The sequence below is a fragment of the Pseudomonas marginalis genome (assembly GCF_900105325.1).
GTDB lineage: Bacteria > Pseudomonadota > Gammaproteobacteria > Pseudomonadales > Pseudomonadaceae > Aquipseudomonas > Aquipseudomonas marginalis.
This window is the reverse complement of record NZ_FNSU01000004.1, coordinates 325,200-345,293: the sequence shown is the minus strand read 5'-3', so window position 1 is coordinate 345,293 and position 20,094 is coordinate 325,200. Positions and strand designations below refer to the sequence as shown.

The window sequence follows — 20,094 nt, the reverse complement described above, 5'->3', positions numbered from 1 at the left end:
AGTCCCTGCCTCTCGAGGTTGATTGACCCGCCGCAGCACAAATCAAACACGTCCGTTCAGTACTTGTTCGTCAGGACAGGGCCGCGCTTTGTCGCAATTCGGACCACAACTTTCCCCGGGAACGGTATCCATGAGTTCGAAAACACCGGCCAGACCCGAAAACGGGTTTATATCGCCTTTCAGGTTGACGCTTGTAGCTCAAGGTCTATTGCTGTTGGGTGGCGCCCACACTGCAGCGGCCCAAGACGCCACGCATTCTGTATTCAACCCGGCCTTTTTTCCCGGCGGGGCAGCGGGCTTGCAGGTCGACATTTCAAAGTTCAACCAAGGCAACGTCGTGCTACCCGGCAGCTACCGTGCGGAGGTTTATCTCAACGGCCAATGGATAGGCAGAGAGACGCTATCGTTCAAGGCCATGGACGGACAAGACACTGCGCAGATGTGCCTTGAGCGTGACGCGCTCTTCAGGTTCGGCATCGACATGGAGGCGGTCGACAGGCAATCGACCGACGCCGTATTTTCCGCATGCGCCGATATTGCCAGCTACCTGCCAGGCGCCAGCAGCCGGTTCGATTCTGGTGAAAATCGCCTTGACCTGCAGATCCCGCAGATTTACCTCGCACGCAAGGCTCGGGGCTATATCGATCCCAAACACTGGGACAGTGGCATCGACGCAGCCTTCGTGCGTTACAACGCCAACACCTTTGCCACCCAAACCAGGCATCAGTCGCTCAACTCCAACTACCTGGGCCTGAACACCGGGCTCAACCTGGGCGACTGGCATTGGCGCCACAACGGCAGCTACAGCCAATCATCGGTGGGCTCTGGCTACCAGAGCAGCAGCACCTACGTTCAGCGTGAAATGAGCTCGCTGCAGTCTCAATTGATGGTCGGCGAAATCTACACGCCGGGCGAGCTGTTCGACAGCGTCCGCCTGCGGGGTGCGAGCCTGTTCAGTGATGACCGGATGCTGCCTGATTCCCAGACCGGTTTTGCCCCCGTGGTGCGCGGCGTTGCCGAGACCAACGCGCGGGTTACCGTGCGCCAGCGCGGGGTACTGCTGGATGAGGTGTCGGTGGCGCCCGGGCCGTTTGTACTCAATGATTTATTCCCTACCGGATATGGCGGCGACCTGACCGTCACGATCACCGAGGCGGATGGCCGTCAGCGGGAGTTCATCGTCCCCTTTGCGGCCAACGCCAACCTCCTGCGACCCGGCCACCACCGCTATTCGCTGAGCATCGGCCAGCTCGATGAACTTGGCCTTCGGCACCCTCCCACACTGATGCAGGCGACCTACCAGCATGGCCTCAGCAATCTACTGACCGGCTATACCGGCGCGGTGGTGGGCCAAGACTACAATTCACAATTATTGGGAACGGCACTCAACACGCCATTGGGTGCGGTGTCGTTTGACTTGACCCACTCCAATGCCCATGTACCTGGGCACGGTTCGCGGGAGGGACAAAGCCTGCAACTGCGCTACAGCAAGAATTTCGCAGACACCGGCACTCACTTCGCATTGGGGGCCTACCGCTATTCCACTGAAGGGTTCCTGAGCGTAGGCGATGCCGCACGGATTCGCGACCTTGCCATCGACGGACTCAGCCTCGACAGCGTCTCGCGCCTGCGCGACAGAATGGACATAAGCCTCAACCAGAGCCTGGGCAACGGCTCGGTTTACCTGACCGGTTCTTCGCAAAACTATTGGAACCGCACAAGTGGCAACCTGACCTTTACCGCGGGATACAGCGGCACCTGGAAGGGCCTTCACTATACCGTCAGTGCACAGCGCACCCGTGACCTGTTGAGCGACCGAGTCGACAAGCAGGTGGATCTGACCTTGAGCCTGCCCCTGGGCAGCGGCGCGCGTTCGCCGACCCTGACCACCACGGTCTATCACGGCGACCAAAACAGTGGCGAGCGCGTGAACGTCGGCGGCAGCCTTGGCGAACGCAGCGAATTCAGCTATGGCCTTGGTGCCAGTCGAACCCGAGGCAGTGGTAACGCCGCGAGTGCCGATATGAAATACCAGGCCAGTCATGGCGTGCTGTCTGCCGGTTACGGGCAGAGCAGCGACTACCGCTCGGTATCGCTGGGGATGACCGGCGGCATCGTTGCCCACGCCGGCGGCGTGACCTTCGCTCCGGAGCTGGGCGACACCATCGGCATCGTCCAGGCGCCCGACGCCCAGGGTGCGCGGATCAACGGTAACCACAGCGCGCAAGTCGGTAACAGCGGCTACGCCGTGGTACCCCACCTTACCCCGTATCGCCAGAACGTCGTGGAGCTGGACCCGAAGGATCTTTCGGTCGATGTGGAACTCAAGACCGCCGCCCAGAACGTAGCGCCCCGTGCCGGTTCGGTGGTGAAGCTTAAGTTCGAGACGGTCAGCGGCCAGGCCATGTTGATCACGGCACTGCGCGAGGATGGCAGCTCCTTGCCGTTTGGTGCGGATGTGTTTGATGAGGACGGCGCGAGCGTCGGGGTGGTCGGGCAGGGTGGTCAAGCCTTTGTTCGAGTGTCTCGTACACAGGGACCATTGACGATCAAGTGGGGCCCCCATGCCGGCGCCGCATGCCAGTTGCATTACGACTTGGGCGCACAGTCGAACATTGCCGGCACCCAACGGTTGCTTAATCTCGACGCGGGCACCTGCCGGCTCGATACAGCACAGCACATGCCACCGTCGAGCGAGCGCAATGCAAGCAGTTGATCCGGCGCAGGCAAGCACGCCCAGTGCACTGCTTGCCTGCAACCGCCCTATTTCTTTTGCGGGACTGAAGATGAAACGCGCCATACAACTCATGTCAACAGTGCTGGTCCTTGGCTCGCCGATTGCGGCTCAAGCGGCGTGTGACAGGTATCAGAACGACACATTCACACTCACCCTTCCGTCCACAATCGTCGTACCGGACAGCCTCCCAGTGGAGTCTGAAATTGTCATTAAGGAATTCACTGGTACGGCACCCAATTACACCATGAATTGCGGCCACACTTTAGGAACGATCACCGGGCGCTACAGCGCAAGGTCTCACGTAAAGTACTACGAGACCGAAGTTCCTGGTGTGGGTGTACACATGCGCATCCGACATTCCGGCGCGCTTTACCCTTTCTTTGCCATGCAGAGCCGACAAAACACCTTCAGTGGCCCCGTCACCAGCTTTATGGCCGCGGAATTAAGGTTCTATAAATCCGGACCTGTGACAGACGGGACAGTGCCTGCCGGTAACATTTGGGTGAAGAGACTGGATAACCGTCCGGAGAGTTTTACCCTGAGGCTCGGCAACGCAGTGCGCTTTGTCAGGCCCGCCGCCACCTGCGACCTGGCGACCGGCGACGTCAACCGCACGATCTCGCTCGACCCGGTGCAAGTCGGCGCATTCAATAACGCAACGACCGCAGGCCCACGCAACTTCGAGTTAACCGCAAACTGCACCAACGCTTCCAACGTGACCTTCCGCTTTTCCGGTACCCCCGCACCTGGCAATGATCGGCTCTTCGCCAATACGGGCACTGCCGGTGGCGTCGCCCTGTGGCTGTATTCACGCATTGGCGGTGGTATCCAGAACATCCTCGCCAACGGCACCGAAAACACCCGCACGGTGCCGGTCTCCGGGGGGCGCGCGGTGCTGCCGCTGGGTGCGGCGTATCACAAGAACGGCACGGTCAGCCAAGGCAGGCTCGAAACGACCGCGACCGTCAACATCACCTATAACTAAAAACCTGAGGAGTATGTAATGAGGATTCGAGCCCTGCCCCTGCTGCTGGCTATCACCGCGAGCCTGGCCGCCACTGCGGTCCAGGCCGCAACCACGGGCACCTTGCGCTTTACCGGCCAGGTCAATGCCGGCACCTGCAACCTGGCCGCCGGTGATGTGACCCGCACCATCACCCTGCCCTCGATCAAAGTATCGGATTTTGATTCATCCGAAGAAGTGGGTACGACAAATTTCGACATTACCGCCGAGTGCGAATCGGACATTCAAAATGTGTTCTTTCTGTTCGCGGGCACTCCGTCCAGCGGCAACGGCGCATTGTTCGCCAACACCGGAACCTCAGCCGGGACGGCGCTCTCGCTTTCCCACCGAAACGTCGCTGACATTCCCGCCAATGGTTCTGTCGCCCAGCGCACCCGCCAGATCGCCACAAGCGGCGCAAGAGCGTTGTTACCGATGAATGCGTCGTACCGGAAAACCGGCTCCGCGATTACCGCAGGTACCCTGGACAGCACTGTCACCGTTTCCATCACTTATAATTGATGGGGTAACCGCGCACAAAAAAAATGCCCAGCTTTTGCAGGCCGGGCATTTTTTGCGCGTCCCGGAAAAATCAGGACTGACTGGTTGGCGTCGGGGTGACCGGCGTTGCAGTCGGGGTGGCGGCAGGCGTGGGTGCCGACACCGAGTTGGCCGCCGAAGCAGCCGGTGCCGTGGTTGCCGGCTTGGCGGCAACAGCAGGCTTAGGCGCTGCCGTTTTTTTCGCTGCAGCTGGCTTTTTCGCCGCAGCAGGTTTGGCGGCTGGCTTGGCCACCGGTTTCGCGGCGGCGGGCTTGGCTGCAGGTTTAGCAGCGGCAGGCTTGGCCGCGGGTTTGGCGGCTGCGGTTTTGGCTGCGGGCTTAGCGGCCGGTTTTGCGGCGGCCTTGGCTGCTGGCTTGGCCGCAGGTTTGGCAGTTGCTTTCGCAGCCACGGGTTTAGCTGTGGTCTTGGCAGCCGGTTTGGCCGCTGCGGTTTTGGCAGCCGGTTTAGCGACTGCTTTTACAGCTGCCTTGGCCGCGGGTTTTGCAGCTGGCTTGGCGGCAGCTTTCACCAGAGGTTTGGCAGCCGTTTTAGCCGCTGGTTTGGCAGCGGCCGTTTTTGCAGCAGGCTTGGCTGCAGCCGCTTTCACAGGAGCCACTTTGGCACCGGTGAGTTTTTCGATCTGCTTGGTCAGGGTATCGACCTTGCCGTGCAATGCCTTCAATTCAGCTTTACTCGGCACGCCCAGGCGCGAAATAGCACTGTTGAGGCGCTTGTCCAGCGCCCCTTCAAGCTCGCCCCAAGTACCCAATACCTGTTTCTTCGCATCGCTGATGCGCGAGCCGGCAGTCGCTTTAGCAGCGCCTACTTGTTTACCGACTGCGCTCTTGGTCAACTTCTCGGCCTTCTCGCCGTCTTTAACCAAGGTCTCGAAGAGTTTGCTGCCGTCACTGTCGATCTTCGAGTAAACGCCTAAACCAGCCAGCCAGATCTTGCGGGAGTATTCTTCAACTTTCCCGACCCACGAGCTGCCTTCTTTCTGAGTAGTCTTTTTAACAGCCATCCCGATGTCTCCTTAGTGTTTACGCGCGACACGTTCGAGCAATGCCGTCAGCTCTTCGAGCTTAGCAGAGAGTGTCTCCACGTCATGTTTAGACGCAATGCCAATTCGATTCAAGGCACTGGCAACGCGAGTATCAAAAGCTTTTTCAACTTTATCCAGCTGAACTTCTACCAGACCTTTGACCGCGGAGACATTACTCTTTACTTGATCAATCTGACTGTTGGCGGCATCAAGTTGTTCCACTGCAACTTTTTTGCCTTTACTTTCAACATGTTGACCGGTTTTAACCAGCTCTTTGAAGTAGTCGCCGCCCTCGCTGCCGACCTTCGCGTAGGCACCAAGACCCGCCAACCAGATCTTGCGGGCATAGGTTTTAACGTCACTCAACGCGCCGGTCTGAGCATCGATTTTTTTCTTCAGGATAACTTTGGCCATGGTGCACCTCACGCAGAAAAGGGGGGAGGAACGGCCCGCAGGAGTTGAGGACCTGGGCACAAAGTAGGCTGGAAAATTAGAATCGGCACCCTAAGTACTCGCGGATCAGGCCAAGGCTTTATCCAGGGCTTTCTCGATTTCGGACTTGATGGTGCCACTCATGGCCGACATCAACAGGCCCAGTTCCACATCAATGCGCAGCGAATCATCCGCCACCAACACGGTGCCTTTAACCCCCGAACGCTTGAGGTTCAAGGTATCGCCGGACCACGAGGGCTCCAGGCCATATTGCTCCTGGAGTTTATGCGCCAACTTCTCGGCCTTTGCGCGTGCCCCTTCTTTACCCAGGGAATGCGCACGCTCAACGGTTATACGGGCCATTGCAATGACTCCTCTTTATAGGGATTTGAATACCTTGAATGCGGCAAAAGGTCTCGGTGCCTGCCTATCTTACCTGCAGCCTTGCCAAGACAAAGCAGGCCTTGGGGATTATCATGTCCCGCATTCTCTTTTGGTGACAGCGATATGACTGATCAGCGCAAAGGCAGCGATGCCGAACCCACCACTCACTTCGGCTTCAAGAACGTCCCGGAAAGCCAGAAAGCGGAAAAAGTCGCTGAGGTATTCCACTCCGTGGCGGCCAAGTACGACCTGATGAACGACGTGCTCTCCGGCGGCATGCACCGCCTGTGGAAACGCTTCACCATCGAGCTGTCGGGTGTACGCACCGGCAACCGCGTGCTGGACATCGCCGGCGGCACGGGCGACCTGGCGGCCAAGTTTTCCAAGCTCGTCGGCCCTACCGGCCAGGTGGTGCTGGCGGACATCAACGGCTCGATGCTCAAGGTCGGCCGTGACCGCCTGCTCGACAAAGGCGTGGCCGGCAATATCGAATTCGTCCAGGCCGACGCTGAAAAGCTGCCGTTCCCCGACAACCATTTCGACTGCGTGACTATCGCCTTCGGCCTGCGCAACGTGACCCACAAGGAAGACGCGATCCGCTCGATGCTGCGCGTCCTCAAGCCGGGCGGTCGCCTGTTGGTACTGGAGTTCTCCAAGCCGACCAACGCGCTGATGTCCAAGGTCTACAACACCTACTCCTTCGCCTTCATGCCGTTGATGGGCAAGCTGATCACCAATGACGCCGAAAGCTACCGCTACCTGGCCGAATCGATCCGCATGCACCCTGACCAGGAAACCCTGAAGTCGATGATGGTAGAAGCCGGTTTCGACCGCGTGACCTACCACAACATGACTTCGGGCATTGTCGCCCTGCACCGTGGCATCAAGCCCTGATGCTGCTCAAAGGCCTTCTCGCCAGCGTCGAACACGGTATCAACCGTGTACTGCGCCTGGACAGCACCGCCCTGGCACGGCTCGCGCACTTGAACGGCAAGGTCATCGCCGTGGACTGCACCAGCCCCGCCCTGCAGCTGTTTATCCTGCCCAGCGATGAAGGCCTGCTGCTCGCCACTCAATGGGCTGCCGAAGCCGACTGCACCCTGCGTGCACCGGCCTCCAGCCTGTTGCACCTAACGCTGAGCCGCAACAAGACCGCCATCCTCCACGGCCCCGAAGTGCACCTGGAAGGCGACAGCGCGGTCCTGATGGACCTGGCCGCCGTACTGCAGGACCTGGAACTGGACTGGGAATACGAGCTGTCCCGCTGGATCGGCCCCGTCGCCACCCAGTTGATCAGCGGGCACCTGCGCAGTCGCACGCGCTGGTACCAGCAGGGGTTCGCCAGCCTCAACCAGAACCTTGCCGAATACCTGAGCGAAGAATCGCGCACCCTGGTCGGAGAACGCGAAGCGCAAGCGCGCTTTCGTGAGCTCGACAAGGCCAAAATCGACCTGGAACGCCTCGAGGCCCGCTTCGAGCGCCTGAGCCGTTCCCTTGATCCAAGCGATAACGCATGAAGCTGCTCGCCGTCCGCCGTTTGTTCCGTATCCAGCGCGTCGTAATCCGCTACCGCCTCGATGACCTGCTGTTCGCCCTGCCCCTGCCGTGGTTCCTGCTGGCAGTGCGCTATGTGCTGCCGTGGCGCTGGTTCCCGCGCAAACAGCTGGAACTAAGCCGGGGCGCGCGCCTGCGCCTGGCCTTGCAGGACCTGGGGCCGATCTTTATCAAATTCGGGCAGATCCTCTCCACGCGCCGCGACCTGCTGCCCGAAGACATCGCCGACGAACTGATGCTGCTGCAGGATCGCGTGCCGCCGTTCGATTCCCAGCAGTCGATGAAGCTGATCGAAGAGCAACTGGGCAAGAAGATCAGCGAGGTGTTCAGCCGCTTCGACGTCGAACCGCTGGCCTCGGCCTCGGTGGCGCAAGTGCACGCCGCACAGTTGAAGAGCGGCGAAGAAGTGGTGGTGAAGGTGATCCGTCCGGGCCTCAAGCCGATCATCGGCCAGGACCTGGCGTGGCTGTTTATCCTGGCCCGCGCCGCCGAACGTTTCTCTGCCGATGCGCGCCTGCTGCACCCGGTGGACGTGGTCGCCGACTACGAGAAAACCATCTACGACGAACTCGACCTGCTGCGCGAAGCAGCCAACGCCAGCCAGCTCAAGCGCAACTTCGAAGGTTCGCCGTTGCTGTACGTGCCGCAGGTGTATTGGGACTGGTGCCGCCCGAAAGTGCTGGTGATGGAGCGCATCTACGGCGTGCAGGTCACCGACCTCGCCACCCTGGCCGACCAGCGCACCGATATGAAGATGCTTGCCGAGCGCGGCGTGGAGATTTTCTTCACCCAAGTGTTCCGCGACAGTTTCTTCCACGCCGACATGCACCCCGGCAATATCTTCGTCAGCACCGTCAACCCTTGGAGCCCGCAGTACATCGCGATCGACTGCGGCATCGTCGGCAGCCTGACCCCGGAAGACCAGGACTACCTGGCGCGCAACCTGTTCGCCTTCTTCAAGCGCGACTACCGCCGCGTGGCGCAGTTGCACATCGATTCGGGCTGGGTGCCGGCGGAAACCAAGCTCAACGAATTCGAAGCGGCGATCCGCACCGTGTGCGAGCCGATCTTTGAAAAGCCCCTGAAAGATATCTCCTTCGGCCAGGTGCTGATGCGCCTGTTCCAGACCGCGCGGCGCTTCAATATGGAAGTGCAGCCGCAGTTGGTGTTGCTGCAAAAGACCTTGCTCAATATCGAAGGCCTGGGCCGCCAGCTGTACCCGGACCTTGACCTGTGGAACACCGCGCAGCCTTTCCTGGAACGCTGGATGCGCGAGCGCATGAGCCCCAAGACCATGCTGGGCAACTTGCATAGCCAGATGGAACAACTGCCCCACCTGGCCAACATGACCCGCGACCTGCTGGAGCGCATGTCCCAGCCCCACGCCAAAGACCCGGAACCGCCATGGCGCAAGCGCAAGGACGATTGGTTCCTGCGCCTGCTGGGCGCCGCGCACCTGGTGGGCGGGGCAATGCTGGCCATTGGCGGACCGCTGAACCAACTGGGCCACTGGCCGGCCGGCATCATGGTCGCCGTGGGTGTTTATCTGATCGTGCGTCGATAGCCCATCCGGTTATACACTGTCGCAAATTGCCGGAGCCGAAGATGAAAGACTGGCTGGACGAGATCAAGTGGGACAGTGACGGCCTGGTGCCGGCCATTGCCCAGGACTACAAGACCGGGCGCGTGCTGATGATGGCCTGGATGAACCGCGAGGCCCTGAGCCTCACCGCCACTGAGCAGCGCGCCATTTACTGGTCACGTTCCCGTGGCAAACTGTGGCGCAAGGGCGAAGAGTCCGGGCACGTGCAAACCCTGCACGAGATGCGCATCGACTGCGACGCCGACGTGGTGATCCTCAAGGTCGAGCAGATCGGCGACATCGCCTGCCACACCGGCCGCCACAGCTGCTTCTATCGCGTGTTCGAGAACGGCGAATGGAAGGTTGTAGAGCCGGTGCTCAAAGACCCGCACGCCATCTACTCGCCAGGACACTGAACATGAGCGATACCCTCAACCGTGTGGCCCAGGTGCTGGAGGACCGCAAAGGTGCGGACGCCGACAGCTCCTACGTCGCCAGCCTGTACCACAAGGGCCTGAACAAGATTCTGGAAAAACTCGGCGAAGAGTCCATCGAGACCATCATCGCCGCCAAGGACGCGCAAATCAGCGGCGATTGCAGTGATGTCATCTATGAGACCGCCGACTTGTGGTTCCATAGCCTGGTCATGCTCGCCCAACTGGGGCAGCATCCACAGGCCGTGCTGGATGAACTGGACCGTCGCTTCGGCTTGTCCGGGCACGCCGAAAAGGCCTCGCGCCCGTCCGCTTGAATAACTTTTACTAGAGGATTTGCAGCATGGGCATTTTTGACTGGAAACACTGGATCGTCATCCTGGTGGTAGTGGTACTGGTATTCGGCACCAAGAAACTCAAAAATCTCGGCACCGACGTGGGCGAGTCGATCAAGGGCTTCCGTAAAGCCATGAACGACGATGAGAAGCCTGCCGACCCGGCCGCCAACCCGGTGCCACCGGCCCAGCCTGTACACCCCCAGGCCACCCAGCCGATCACCGAGCGTCGTACCTTCGACGTGCAGGCTGAAAAAGTCGAAGAGCCGACCCGCAAAGACTCGTGAGCACTGACTAATGTTTGGTATCAGCTTCTCTGAACTGCTGCTCGTCGGCCTGGTTGCCTTGCTGGTACTGGGGCCGGAACGCCTGCCCGGTGCCGCGCGCACGGCCGGCCTGTGGATCGGGCGCCTGAAACGCAGTTTCAACGCCATCAAACAGGAAGTTGAACGGGAAATCGGCGCCGACGAGATCCGTCGCCAACTGCACAACGAACATATTCTGTCGCTGGAGCAGGAAGCCCGGAAGATCCTGTCGCCGGTGCAGGAGCCCGCCAAACCGGTGGAGCCTGGGGCCGAGCACAGCATCGCGCCTGCGGTGGATACCCCGCCCGCCGCCCCGACCCCGACCGCTCCAACCGAGCCTGCGCCGACGCCCGCTGCGTCGCCCGCGCCCCATGACCCTACATTGCCGCCGCGAGCCCCATGAGCGCTGATAAACCGGAAAACGACCAGCATATGCCGCTGGTCTCGCACCTGACCGAGCTGCGGACCCGCCTGCTGCGTTGCGTGGCCGCGATCTTCGTGATCTTTGCCGGGCTGTTCGCCTTTACCCAGCAGATCTACACCTTCGTCTCCACGCCGCTGCGCCAGTACCTGCCGGCCGGCGCGACGATGATTGCCACCGATGTGTCATCGCCCTTCCTCACACCGTTGAAGCTGACGATGATGGTCTCGCTGTTCCTGGCGATCCCGGTGATCCTGCACCAGATCTGGGGCTTTATCGCGCCGGGCCTGTACAAGCATGAGAAGCGCATCGCCGTGCCCTTGCTGGTGTCGAGCATCCTGCTGTTCTACACCGGCATGGCCTTCGCCTACTTCCTGGTGTTCCCGTTGATCTTCAAGTTCTTCGCCGCCGCCACCCCGGCCGGCGTGGAGATGATGACGGACATCACCAGCTACCTCGACTTCGTGATGACGCTGTTCTTCGCCTTTGGCGTCGCCTTCGAAATCCCCGTGGCCGTGGTGTTGCTGGTGTGGATCGGCGTGGTCAACGTGCAGTACCTGAAGAAGATCCGCCCGTACGTGATCATCGGCTGCTTCGTGGTCGGCATGATCCTCACGCCGCCGGACATCTTCTCCCAGACCCTGCTGGCCGTGCCGATGTGGATGCTGTTCGAGATCGGCATCCTGTTCAGCGGCCTGATCAGCAAGCGTGGCGATCACCCGGATGACCAACCCGCAGACGACGACCAGCCGCCAGCGACCCAGCCGTGAACCTGCTGCTGCTGTTCGATGCCGACTTTATCGCGGCCGACCGGGTGATCCTGCGTGATCGGCGCCTGGTGCATATGCAGGAAGTCCACCGCGCCGCCGTAGGCGACAGCCTGCGGGTCGGGCGCCTTGGCGGGTTGATGGGCAACGCGCAATTGCTGCGCCTGGAAGCCCGCGAAGCCGAACTGCAAGTGAGCTTCGACCAACCACCGCCGGTCAAACTGCCCCTGACCCTGCTGCTGGCCCTGCCACGTCCGAAGATGCTGCGCCGGGTCCTGCAAACCGTGGCGGCCATGGGCGTGCCGAAAGTGGTGCTGGTCAACAGCTACCGGGTGGAAAAAAGCTTCTGGCAGACCCCCTTCCTGGAGCCCGAGGCCATTCGCGAACAACTGATCCTCGGCCTGGAACAGGCGCGGGACACGGTACTGCCGCAAATCGTTATCGAAAAGCGCTTCAAGCCCTTCGTCGAAGACCGCCTGCCGGCCATGACCGCAGGCACCCTTGGCCTGATTGGCCATCCAGGCGACTACCCAGCCTGCCCCCGTGGGCTGGATGAACCGGTCACCCTGGCCATAGGCCCGGAAGGTGGCTGGATCCCCTATGAGGTGGACCTGCTGGCCAAGGCCGGCTTGCAGCCGGTGCAATTGGGCGCCCGCATCCTGCGCGTCGAAACGGCCGTCACCGCCCTGCTCGCCCGCCTTTTCTAACCACACCGCATAACCCTGTGGGAGGGGGCTTGCTCCCCCCCACAGGGGACAGCGTCGCTACAGAATTCCGCATGCAAGCCGATAACCCGTGAATAAGTCCAAGCTTTGTTCCAGGGGAGTTCGCAGCATGTATCGTTGGTTAGCCGAAAAACTGGGAAATGTCAGCGTCAAAACCAAGCTGGCGGTGGGCTTTGGCCTGGTATTGCTGTTGACACTGATGATCACCTTCACCGGCTGGAGCGGCCTGGGCGACGTGATCAGCCGTGGTGACAAGCTGGGTTACATCTCCAGCCTCAACGGCTTGACCAAAGACCTGCGCCTGGCACGCCTCGACTACGAGATGCGCCGTGGCGAACAAGGCCCGACCGCCGTCAGCGAGCTGCTGAACAAGCTGGACACTGGCCTGAAGACCGCACGCAGCCTGATCGAACAACCCACGGATGCCGCCCTGGTCGATGAGCAATTGGCCGCCGTGGACCAGTACAAGCGCGCGTTCAACGATATGGTGCAGGCAGGCACCAACCGCGAAAATGCCCGCAGCAAGCTGGGCGATACCGCCGATAATGCGGTACTCAAGGTCAGCGAAGTGGAGAAATCCCTGCTGCAAGGCGACAGTGTCACGCTGTTCAACAGCGTGGTGGACCTGAGCAAACTGATCCAGCAAGCGCGCTTCCAAGTACGGGGCTACACCTACAGCGGCAAGGTCGAGGCCGAGCAGCCCGCGCTGGATGCCATCGACAACGCGCTGAAAAAAATCACCAGCCTCACCAGCCAAATACCTGATCAGTATTCAGCCAACCTGCAACAGGCCAGCGTCTCACTGCAAGCCTACCGCGCCGCCGTCAGCCAATACCGCGACTCTCAAGTGGCCAGCGCAGCGGCACTCAAGACCATGTCTGCCCAGGGCGATATCCTGCTGGGCCACAGTGACAAACTGACGGTTTCCCAGACCGCGGTACGCGATGCGGATGCCGCGCAAGCCAAATACTTGCTGCTAATGGCCACCGTGCTGGCGCTGATCTTCGGCCTGGTTGCCGCCTGGGCCATCACCCGCCAGATCATCCTCCCCCTGAACCAGACCCTGCAGGTCGCCGAGCGTGTCGCGTCGGGCGACCTGAGCCACAACCTCACCTCCTTGCGCCAGGATGAGCTGGGCCAATTGCAACGCGCCATGCAAAGCATGACCATGGGCCTGCGCGAGTTGATCGGCGGCATCAGTGAAGGGGTCACCCAGATCGCCAGCGCTGCCGAGCAACTGTCGGCCGTGACCGAACAGACCAGCGCCGGGGTCAACAGCCAGAAAGTCGAGACCGACCAGGTGGCCACCGCCATGAATGAAATGGCCGCTACCGTGCAGGAAGTGGCGCGCAATGCCGAGGAAGCCTCGGAAGCCGCGCTGGCCGCCGACCAGCAGGCCCGTGAAGGCGACAAAGTGGTCGGCGAAGCGATCGCCCAGATCGAACGCCTCGCCACTGAAGTCGGCAACTCCACGGTCGCCATGGCCGATCTGAAGCGCGAAAGCGACAAGATCGGCAGCGTGCTCGATGTGATCAAGTCCGTGGCCCAGCAAACCAACCTGCTGGCCCTCAACGCAGCCATTGAAGCGGCACGGGCCGGTGAGGCCGGACGCGGTTTCGCGGTGGTGGCCGATGAAGTACGCAGCCTGGCCCAGCGCACCCAGAAGTCCACCGAAGAGATCGAAGAGCTGATCGTCGGCCTGCAAAGCGGCACCCAGCAGGTGGCGAACATCATGGACAACAGCCGTGGCCTCACCGACAGCAGTGTCGAGTTGACGCGCCGCGCCGGCAGCGCCTTGGAGAACATCACACGCACGGTCTCGACCATCCAGGCGATGAACTCCCAGATCGCCACCGCCGCCGAGCAGCAAAGCGCCGTGGCGGAAGAGATCAATCGCAGTGTGTTGAACGTGCGTGATATCTCCGAGCAGACGGCTTCGGCCAGTGAAGAGACTGCCGCATCGAGTACCGAACTGGCGCGCCTGGGCACCCATCTCCAGGCGCTGGTCGGCCGCTTCCGGGTCTGACCCCTTCCCCGCGTGGCGACCCGCCCTGGGTCGCCGCCTGCAATCTGTGAAATTTCCTACGCGTTTATCAGCCCCACCTCTGCGCCGAGAGAACTAGCGTTCAATTCAGCTCAATGTGCCTGCGCATGTTGAGAACGCCCACTGTTCACTTGTCGGAGGTTGATCATGCTTCGTCGAATGACTTACCTGTTGGGTGACGCCAGTGTCACTCTCAAACTGGCCCTGGGCTTCTCCCTGGTCCTGGCATTGAGCCTTGTGATTGCCGTGACTGGCTGGCAGGCGCTGGCCGCGTCCCTTTACCGCTCGCAAACCCTGACCGTGCTCGCGCAACTGGCCGTAACGGGTGAAGAACTGCGGGCCGACAGAATCGTCTACCGAACCCTGGACGATACCAACAGCCTCAACAAATTGAGCCTGAGCATAGAAAAAATAGACGGGCTCCTGAGCGAGCTTTCCAACCGGCTCAAAGTCCCCAAATCCATTCAATACCTGCAGGAGATGACCCGCCTCTCCGCAACGTTCAAAACCACGCTCAAGGAGGTGCCTGCCCTGGTCGAGAAACGTGAGAGTGCCCGTGAACAACTGAAGCAGAGCTCCGTACGCACCGGTGACGTGCTGGCACAACTGGCCAGCGACTTACCCGACCAGGAGGATGAAAAAGCCCTCGATGCCATCGAAAACCTGCGCCAGGCCATAGAGCAGGCGGAGGATCGCGCCCAAACCCCTGCCTGGGCCGCCAGCTCGCTGGATGCCTACGCCCAGGCCGTCAGCGACGCCGAGCGTAACCTCGAACTCGCCCAGGCTGGCGTAGCAAAATTGCCGGTCGACAGCGGCGCCCTGAAAAATACCGTGCTCAGTATCCGCACCCACCTCACACGCCTCAAGGACACGCAACTCACAACCGAAGGCGCGCAAAATCAATTGGAACAGCAGCTGGACCAACTGCTCGCCCAGAGCGATCTCTTGAGCCAGGACCAGACTCAACGACGCGAACGCGAAGCCGAACAAGCCCGCACCCAAACCCTTGGTACGACCGCTGCAGCCTTGCTCCTCGGAGCCCTGGCGGCCTGGCTGATTGCCGGGCAAATCGTGAAACCGCTGCGCAAAGCGCTGTCCGCCGCCAATCGCATTGCGCAAGGCGACCTGAGCCATGACGTGCAATCCCGACGGCGTGACGAGTTGGGTCAACTGCAACGCAGCATGAGCCAAATGACGCTGAACCTGCGGGGGCTGATTGGCAACATCAGCGACAACGCGCGGCAAATTGCCAGCGCCGCCGAGGAGCTCTCCACCGTGACCGAACAAACTCGCGCAGGGGTGAATAATCAGCGCGATGAAACCGAGCAGGTCGCCGCCGCCATGAACCAGATGCTCGCCACCGCCCAGGAGGTTGCGCGCCACGCCGAGCAGGCGTCCCTCGCCGCCGGACAGGCCAATCAACAGACTGAGCTGGGCGATCAGGTGGTGACGGATGTCGTGGCGCAAATCGAGCACCTTGCCCATGAAATGGCGCGCGCAGGCCAGGCCATGATTGGGCTGCAACGGGAAAGCCAGAAAATCAGCAGCGTGCTGGATGTGATCAAGTCCGTGTCACAGCAGACCAACCTGCTGGCGCTCAACGCTGCGATAGAAGCCGCACGGGCCGGCGAGGCCGGTCAAGGCTTCGCGGTGGTCGCCGATGAGGTGCGCGGTCTCGCCCAACGGACCCAGCAGTCCGCCGAGGAAATCGAAGAGCTGATTGGCGGCCTGCACAGCGGAACCCAACAAGTGGCCGACATCATGGACTACAGCCGCACCCTGACCGACAACAGCGTCGGCCTGGCCCGCAACGCCGGGGACTCCCTGACGGAGATCGCCCGCACGGTGTCGGTCATCCAGGAAATGAACCCGCAGATCGCCGCTGCCGCCGAGGAGCAAAGTGCGGTGGCCGAAGAGATCAATCGCAGCGTATTGAAAGTACGCGACGCCTCGGAGCAAACCGCCGCCGCCAGTGAACAGACGGCAGCGGCCAGTATCGAACTGGCGCGGTTGGGAACGGATTTGCAGCAATGCGTGGGGCGGTTCAAGGTATGAACGCCCCGCGCCCTATAGCACCTGGCGCAGGAACGCCTGGGCACGCGGGTCTTTGGGCGCCGCGAAGAACTCGGCCGGGGCCGCATCTTCCAGCAACTTGCCATGATCGAAGAACAGCACCCGGTCCGCCACTTCACGGGCAAAACCCATTTCGTGAGTGACGCAGACCATGGTCATGCCTTCCAGGGCCAGGGTCTTCATCACGTCCAGCACCTCGCCGACCATTTCCGGGTCGAGGGCCGAGGTGGGCTCGTCGAACAGCATCACCTTGGGCTCCATCGCCAACGCCCGGGCAATCGCCACGCGCTGTTGCTGGCCACCGGAAAGCCGCGACGGGAACTCGTTGGCTTTCTGCGCAATGCCGACCTTTTCCAGCAGCGCCAGGGCCTTGGCTTCGCGCTCTTTCTTACCGCGCTTGCGCACGACTTTTTGCGCCAGGCACAGGTTTTCCAGCACGGTCATGTGGGGGAACAGGTTGAAGTGCTGGAACACCATGCCGACTTCACGGCGATAGGCATTCACATCGGTTTTCGGGTCGGCCAGTTGCAGGCCATCGATGCTCACCGAGCCGGAATCGAACTCTTCCAGGCCATTGAGGCAACGCAGGAACGTGGACTTGCCGGAGCCGGACGGGCCGATCACCACCAACACTTCGCCCTTGGCCACCTGGGTGGTCACATGGTCCACCGCGCGCACCACATGCCCGCGGGTATCGAAGACTTTTACCAGATCGCGGACTTCAATCACTTTGGGCGAGCCTCCGCTCAAGCCGGCTGGCCATTTTCGACAGCGGCAGGTTGATCAGCAGGTACAACCCTGCGACGCAGAACAGGATTTCAAACGGCGAGAACGAGGTGGTGATCACTTCGCGACCGCTTTTGAGCAGCTCGGTAATCGCGATCACCGAGACCAGCGAGGTGTCTTTCACCAGGCTGATAAATTGCCCGGCCAGCGGCGGCAACACGCGCTTGAAGGCCTGCGGCAGCACCACATGACGCATCGACTGGCTGGCGCTCAGGCCCAGGGAGCGAGCCGCCTCGTTCTGGCCACGGGTGATGGACTGCACCCCCGCGCGGACGATTTCCGCCACATAGGCGCCGGTGAACAACGACAGGGCGGCGATCCCGGCGAATTCCCGGGACAGGTTGAGCACCGTGCCGATAAAAAAGTAGAAAATGAAGATCTGCACCAACAGTGGCGTACCACGCACCAGCTCGACGTAGATCGTCGACAGATCGCGCAGGGTCGGGTTATTGGACAGTCGGCACAACCCGGTTGCAAGACCGATCGCCAGGCCGAGAATCCCGGATACCACCGACAGCCACAACGTGGTCCACAGCCCCCACATCAAGGGGCCCAACGCCCAATGGCGGTTAACCCCGATGACATCGCCTTCGGCCACATCATCGCCGCGCGCCACTTGCAGGCTGTTGTCGGCCACGCTCACGCGTTGTTCGACGCCGGCATCGTTGCGCAGGGTGACTTCGGCCACATCGCCCTTGCGGACCAGCTCCACGACAGTGGAGATGTCCGCAGCGCGCTGGGACTCTTCGGCCTGGTAGGCGAAGTATTGCGGGACCCGGTTCCAGCGCCATTCGTAGGACATCAGCGAGGTAGCGTAGTACAAGGCGCCAGCCAGGCCGACCAGCACGACGACGGTCAGCAGGTGCCAGGGCCATTGGGCTTTTTTCTGTTTCATCTACTCAGCATCCAAAAAATTCGAGGCCCGCACACTTGAGGTGGCAAGCCCGCTCCCCACATCAAGCCCTCTCACAACAGAAAACAGTCCCGCTTTATTCCATGTCCTTGAGCCACTCGGAGCTCTTGAACCACTTGTCATGGATGCGATCGTAGGTGCCGTCGTTCTTGATCTGGTGCAGGAAATTGTTGATGAAGTTGATGCTGTCGTAGTCACCCTTCTTCAGGCCGAACGCCAGGGGTTCAAAGGTGAAGGGTTCTTCGAGGAACACCAGCTTGCCGTTACCGACTTTTTTCTCGGCGACCACGTTGTATGGCGCGTCATACACAAAGGCATCGGCCTTGCCGTTGACCACGTCCAGCACACCTTCCTGCTCGTTGTCATAGCCGTGGTACTTGGCCTTGGAGATCAGCTTCTTGGCGACCATCTCACCGGTGGTGCCGAGCTTGGAGGTCAGGCGGTACTTCTCGTCGTTCAGGTCTTTGTAGGACTTGATGGTGCCTTCCAGCTCCTTGCGGATCAGCAGGGTCTGGCCAACCACAATGAAGGGTTCGCTGAAGTTCAGGCGCAGGTTGCGTTCCTGAGTCAGGGTCATGCCGCTGCCGATCATGTCGAACTTGCCGGTGAGGAACGCCGGGATGATGCCGTCATAGCCGGTGGACACCAGCTCCAGCTTGACACCCATGGACTTGGCCATGGCCTTGAGGATATCGACCTCGAACCCAATGATTTCGCCGCGTTTGTCGGTCATTTCGAACGGCATGTAGGTCGGGTCCATGCCGACTTTCAGCGTGCCGCGCTTGACCGCATCATCGATGGCACCGGCCTGGGCGGCATTAGCCGCAACCAGCGCGGCGACGCCGAGCAGCAGCATCGAAAGATACTTTTTCATCATCAAGTCCCCTGAACGATTCTTATACGGTCGGCGCGCAAAAGGGCTGCACCAATTCGGGGTGCGATCCTAACCCACTCATTGCCTGTCACAAAGGTTTCACGGGTATTTGTTATCTGCGTATGTCGGAAAAGTCCCACAACAACGCAGCCAACTGCTGGGATAGACGCTTGCGTTGGTAGCGCTGGCAACGGATTGATGTGTAAGAAGTTATGACTTCCAGTCGACCTCTACCAGCCAGTCCATGTCCTTGAACCACTTGTCGTGCAAGCGATCGTAGGTCCCGTCCTGGGCGACTTGATTGAGGAAATGGTTGATCCAGTTGAGGCTGTCAAAATCGCCTTTCTTCACGCCAAACGCCAAGGGTTCAAAGGTGAACGGCTGTTCAAGCGCCAGCAGCTCGCGGTTTTCCGGCAAGCTCAGGGCGATCAGGTTGTAGGGCGCATCGTAAATAAAGGCATCGGCGGCACCGTTCACCACTTGGCGCACAGCTTCCCGGGGCGTTGCAAAACTGCTCAAGCGCGCCGCCCCCAGGAAGCGTTGCGCCGCCGCCTCGCCAGTGGTGCCCTGGACGGTGGTGACACGGTAAGTGGCGTCGTCCAGGTCTTCGACACTGGTGACCTTGTCCTTCAGGCTGGGGTGCAGCAACACGGTTTGCCCTACCACGATAAAGGAGTCGCTGAAATTCAGCTTCAGGTTGCGCTTCTGGGTGACGGTCATGCCGCTGCCGATCAGGTCGAACTTTTTCGCCTGTAGCCCAGGCAGCAACTCGGTATAGGGCACGCTGACCAATTCAAGCTCAACGCCCAGGGCCTGGCTCATCACCTTGAGCAGGTCGATTTCAAAGCCAACGATACGGCCCTCTTTATCGGTCATTTCAAAGGGGACATAGGTGGGCGTAGTACCCACTTTCAACACACCACGCCGAACCGCATCGTCGATGGCACCGGCCTGCACCAGACCAGCGTGAATCAATGCAATAACGCCGATCAGCAATGCCGAACAATACCTTTTGATCATGAATCCCCCTGTGACCGAGTCAAATTTGGGGGGCGATCCTACCCCACTCGCGGGCACGCAAATACGCCTCGGACAAGGGACTTTTGTTTCGAAATAACAAGGAGTTAGAGCGATAGAGAAACG

At 60.7% G+C, this 20,094-nt stretch carries 21 protein-coding genes and 1 pseudogene; 15 read left to right on the top strand and 7 right to left on the bottom strand.

What is annotated here, in order from left to right; translation table 11 throughout:
• The first annotated feature begins 130 nt into the window (after window positions 1-130).
• The 3 genes from BLW22_RS32175 to BLW22_RS32165 are packed head-to-tail and all read left to right on the top strand — an operon-like array spanning window position 131 to window position 4,262.
• Window positions 131-2,716, top strand: a complete 2,586-nt coding sequence (locus BLW22_RS32175) for a fimbria/pilus outer membrane usher protein (protein ID WP_083244881.1) — start codon at window positions 131-133, stop codon at window positions 2,714-2,716.
• Window positions 2,703-3,722: a fimbrial protein gene (locus BLW22_RS32170; RefSeq protein ID WP_413038083.1), complete on the top strand. Its 1,020-nt coding sequence runs from the start codon at window positions 2,703-2,705 to the stop codon at window positions 3,720-3,722. Before BLW22_RS32175 ends, BLW22_RS32170 begins: the two co-directional genes overlap by 14 nt.
• A gap of 18 nt (window positions 3,723-3,740) precedes the next feature.
• Window positions 3,741-4,262, top strand: coding sequence for a fimbrial protein (locus BLW22_RS32165; protein ID WP_065925722.1), 522 nt, complete (start codon window positions 3,741-3,743; stop codon window positions 4,260-4,262).
• 70 nt (window positions 4,263-4,332) lie between these two features.
• Here the strand turns inward: BLW22_RS32165 and BLW22_RS32160 are convergent, their stop codons facing one another.
• The 3 genes from BLW22_RS32160 to BLW22_RS32150 all read right to left on the bottom strand — a co-directional run bounded on the left by BLW22_RS32160 (window position 4,333) and on the right by BLW22_RS32150 (window position 6,117).
• Window positions 4,333-5,301, bottom strand: coding sequence for a phasin family protein (locus BLW22_RS32160; RefSeq protein ID WP_074848476.1), 969 nt, complete (start codon window positions 5,299-5,301; stop codon window positions 4,333-4,335).
• A 12-nt stretch (window positions 5,302-5,313) separates the two neighbouring features.
• Window positions 5,314-5,736, bottom strand: a complete 423-nt coding sequence (locus BLW22_RS32155; protein WP_027605028.1) for a phasin family protein — start codon at window positions 5,734-5,736, stop codon at window positions 5,314-5,316.
• Window positions 5,737-5,841: 105 nt separating this feature from the next.
• Window positions 5,842-6,117 carry a polyhydroxyalkanoic acid system family protein gene (locus BLW22_RS32150; RefSeq protein WP_027605029.1) on the bottom strand — a complete coding sequence of 92 codons (276 nt, stop codon included), beginning with the start codon at window positions 6,115-6,117 and terminating at the stop codon, window positions 5,842-5,844.
• A 144-nt stretch (window positions 6,118-6,261) separates the two neighbouring features.
• On the opposite strand from BLW22_RS32150, the gene ubiE reads away from it, so the two are divergent.
• From ubiE to BLW22_RS32095, 12 genes and pseudogenes are all read left to right on the top strand, one after another.
• On the top strand, window positions 6,262-7,032 hold the full coding sequence (gene ubiE, locus BLW22_RS32145; RefSeq protein ID WP_074848474.1) for a bifunctional demethylmenaquinone methyltransferase/2-methoxy-6-polyprenyl-1,4-benzoquinol methylase UbiE: 771 nt from the start codon (window positions 6,262-6,264) through the stop codon (window positions 7,030-7,032).
• Window positions 7,032-7,655 (top strand): ubiquinone biosynthesis accessory factor UbiJ, encoded by a 624-nt coding sequence (locus BLW22_RS32140; protein ID WP_065925724.1) that lies wholly within the window; start codon window positions 7,032-7,034, stop codon window positions 7,653-7,655. The genes ubiE and BLW22_RS32140 overlap by 1 nt, the downstream gene beginning before the upstream one ends.
• The gene (gene ubiB / locus BLW22_RS32135) at window positions 7,652-9,256 is read left to right on the top strand and encodes a ubiquinone biosynthesis regulatory protein kinase UbiB (RefSeq protein ID WP_065925725.1); all 1,605 of its coding nucleotides are present in this window, start codon (window positions 7,652-7,654) and stop codon (window positions 9,254-9,256) included. Before BLW22_RS32140 ends, ubiB begins: the two co-directional genes overlap by 4 nt.
• A 41-nt stretch (window positions 9,257-9,297) precedes the next feature.
• Window positions 9,298-9,690 (top strand): phosphoribosyl-AMP cyclohydrolase, encoded by a 393-nt coding sequence (gene hisI / locus BLW22_RS32130; RefSeq protein ID WP_065946664.1) that lies wholly within the window; start codon window positions 9,298-9,300, stop codon window positions 9,688-9,690.
• 2 nt (window positions 9,691-9,692) lie between these two features.
• Window positions 9,693-10,025 carry a phosphoribosyl-ATP diphosphatase gene (locus tag BLW22_RS32125; protein WP_027605032.1) on the top strand — a complete coding sequence of 111 codons (333 nt, stop codon included), beginning with the start codon at window positions 9,693-9,695 and terminating at the stop codon, window positions 10,023-10,025.
• Window positions 10,026-10,051: 26 nt separating this feature from the next.
• Window positions 10,052-10,330 carry a twin-arginine translocase TatA/TatE family subunit gene (locus tag BLW22_RS32120; RefSeq protein WP_003171180.1) on the top strand — a complete coding sequence of 93 codons (279 nt, stop codon included), beginning with the start codon at window positions 10,052-10,054 and terminating at the stop codon, window positions 10,328-10,330.
• Window positions 10,331-10,340: 10 nt separating this feature from the next.
• Window positions 10,341-10,751, top strand: coding sequence for a Sec-independent protein translocase protein TatB (gene tatB / locus BLW22_RS32115; protein WP_065946665.1), 411 nt, complete (start codon window positions 10,341-10,343; stop codon window positions 10,749-10,751).
• On the top strand, window positions 10,748-11,539 hold the full coding sequence (tatC, locus tag BLW22_RS32110) for a twin-arginine translocase subunit TatC (protein WP_027605034.1): 792 nt from the start codon (window positions 10,748-10,750) through the stop codon (window positions 11,537-11,539). Before tatB ends, tatC begins: the two co-directional genes overlap by 4 nt.
• Window positions 11,536-12,243 carry a 16S rRNA (uracil(1498)-N(3))-methyltransferase gene (locus BLW22_RS32105; RefSeq protein WP_065946666.1) on the top strand — a complete coding sequence of 236 codons (708 nt, stop codon included), beginning with the start codon at window positions 11,536-11,538 and terminating at the stop codon, window positions 12,241-12,243. Before tatC ends, BLW22_RS32105 begins: the two co-directional genes overlap by 4 nt.
• A gap of 127 nt (window positions 12,244-12,370) precedes the next feature.
• A pseudogene (locus BLW22_RS36130) lies at window positions 12,371-13,432 on the top strand (methyl-accepting chemotaxis protein); the annotation flags it as partial.
• Window positions 13,415-14,287 (top strand): methyl-accepting chemotaxis protein, encoded by an 873-nt coding sequence (locus BLW22_RS36125; protein ID WP_407693626.1) that lies wholly within the window; start codon window positions 13,415-13,417, stop codon window positions 14,285-14,287. The pseudogene BLW22_RS36130 and the gene BLW22_RS36125, both read left to right, overlap by 18 nt.
• 165 nt (window positions 14,288-14,452) lie before the next feature.
• Window positions 14,453-16,360, top strand: a complete 1,908-nt coding sequence (locus tag BLW22_RS32095; RefSeq protein WP_065946668.1) for a methyl-accepting chemotaxis protein — start codon at window positions 14,453-14,455, stop codon at window positions 16,358-16,360.
• Between the two features lie 12 nt (window positions 16,361-16,372).
• Here the strand turns inward: BLW22_RS32095 and BLW22_RS32090 are convergent, their stop codons facing one another.
• The 4 genes from BLW22_RS32090 to BLW22_RS32075 all read right to left on the bottom strand — a co-directional run bounded on the left by BLW22_RS32090 (window position 16,373) and on the right by BLW22_RS32075 (window position 19,971).
• The gene (locus BLW22_RS32090; protein WP_027605038.1) at window positions 16,373-17,107 is read right to left on the bottom strand and encodes an amino acid ABC transporter ATP-binding protein; all 735 of its coding nucleotides are present in this window, start codon (window positions 17,105-17,107) and stop codon (window positions 16,373-16,375) included.
• Entirely contained in the window at window positions 17,100-18,059 is a 960-nt protein-coding gene (locus BLW22_RS32085; RefSeq protein ID WP_065925730.1) for an amino acid ABC transporter permease, read from the bottom strand. Before BLW22_RS32085 ends, BLW22_RS32090 begins: the two co-directional genes overlap by 8 nt.
• Window positions 18,060-18,153: 94 nt before the next feature.
• Window positions 18,154-18,951, bottom strand: a complete 798-nt coding sequence (locus BLW22_RS32080) for a transporter substrate-binding domain-containing protein (RefSeq protein WP_065925731.1) — start codon at window positions 18,949-18,951, stop codon at window positions 18,154-18,156.
• A gap of 210 nt (window positions 18,952-19,161) precedes the next feature.
• A complete protein-coding gene (locus tag BLW22_RS32075; protein ID WP_074848472.1) occupies window positions 19,162-19,971 on the bottom strand; it encodes a transporter substrate-binding domain-containing protein in 810 nt (269 codons plus the stop codon).
• Window positions 19,972-20,094 lie beyond the last annotated feature (123 nt).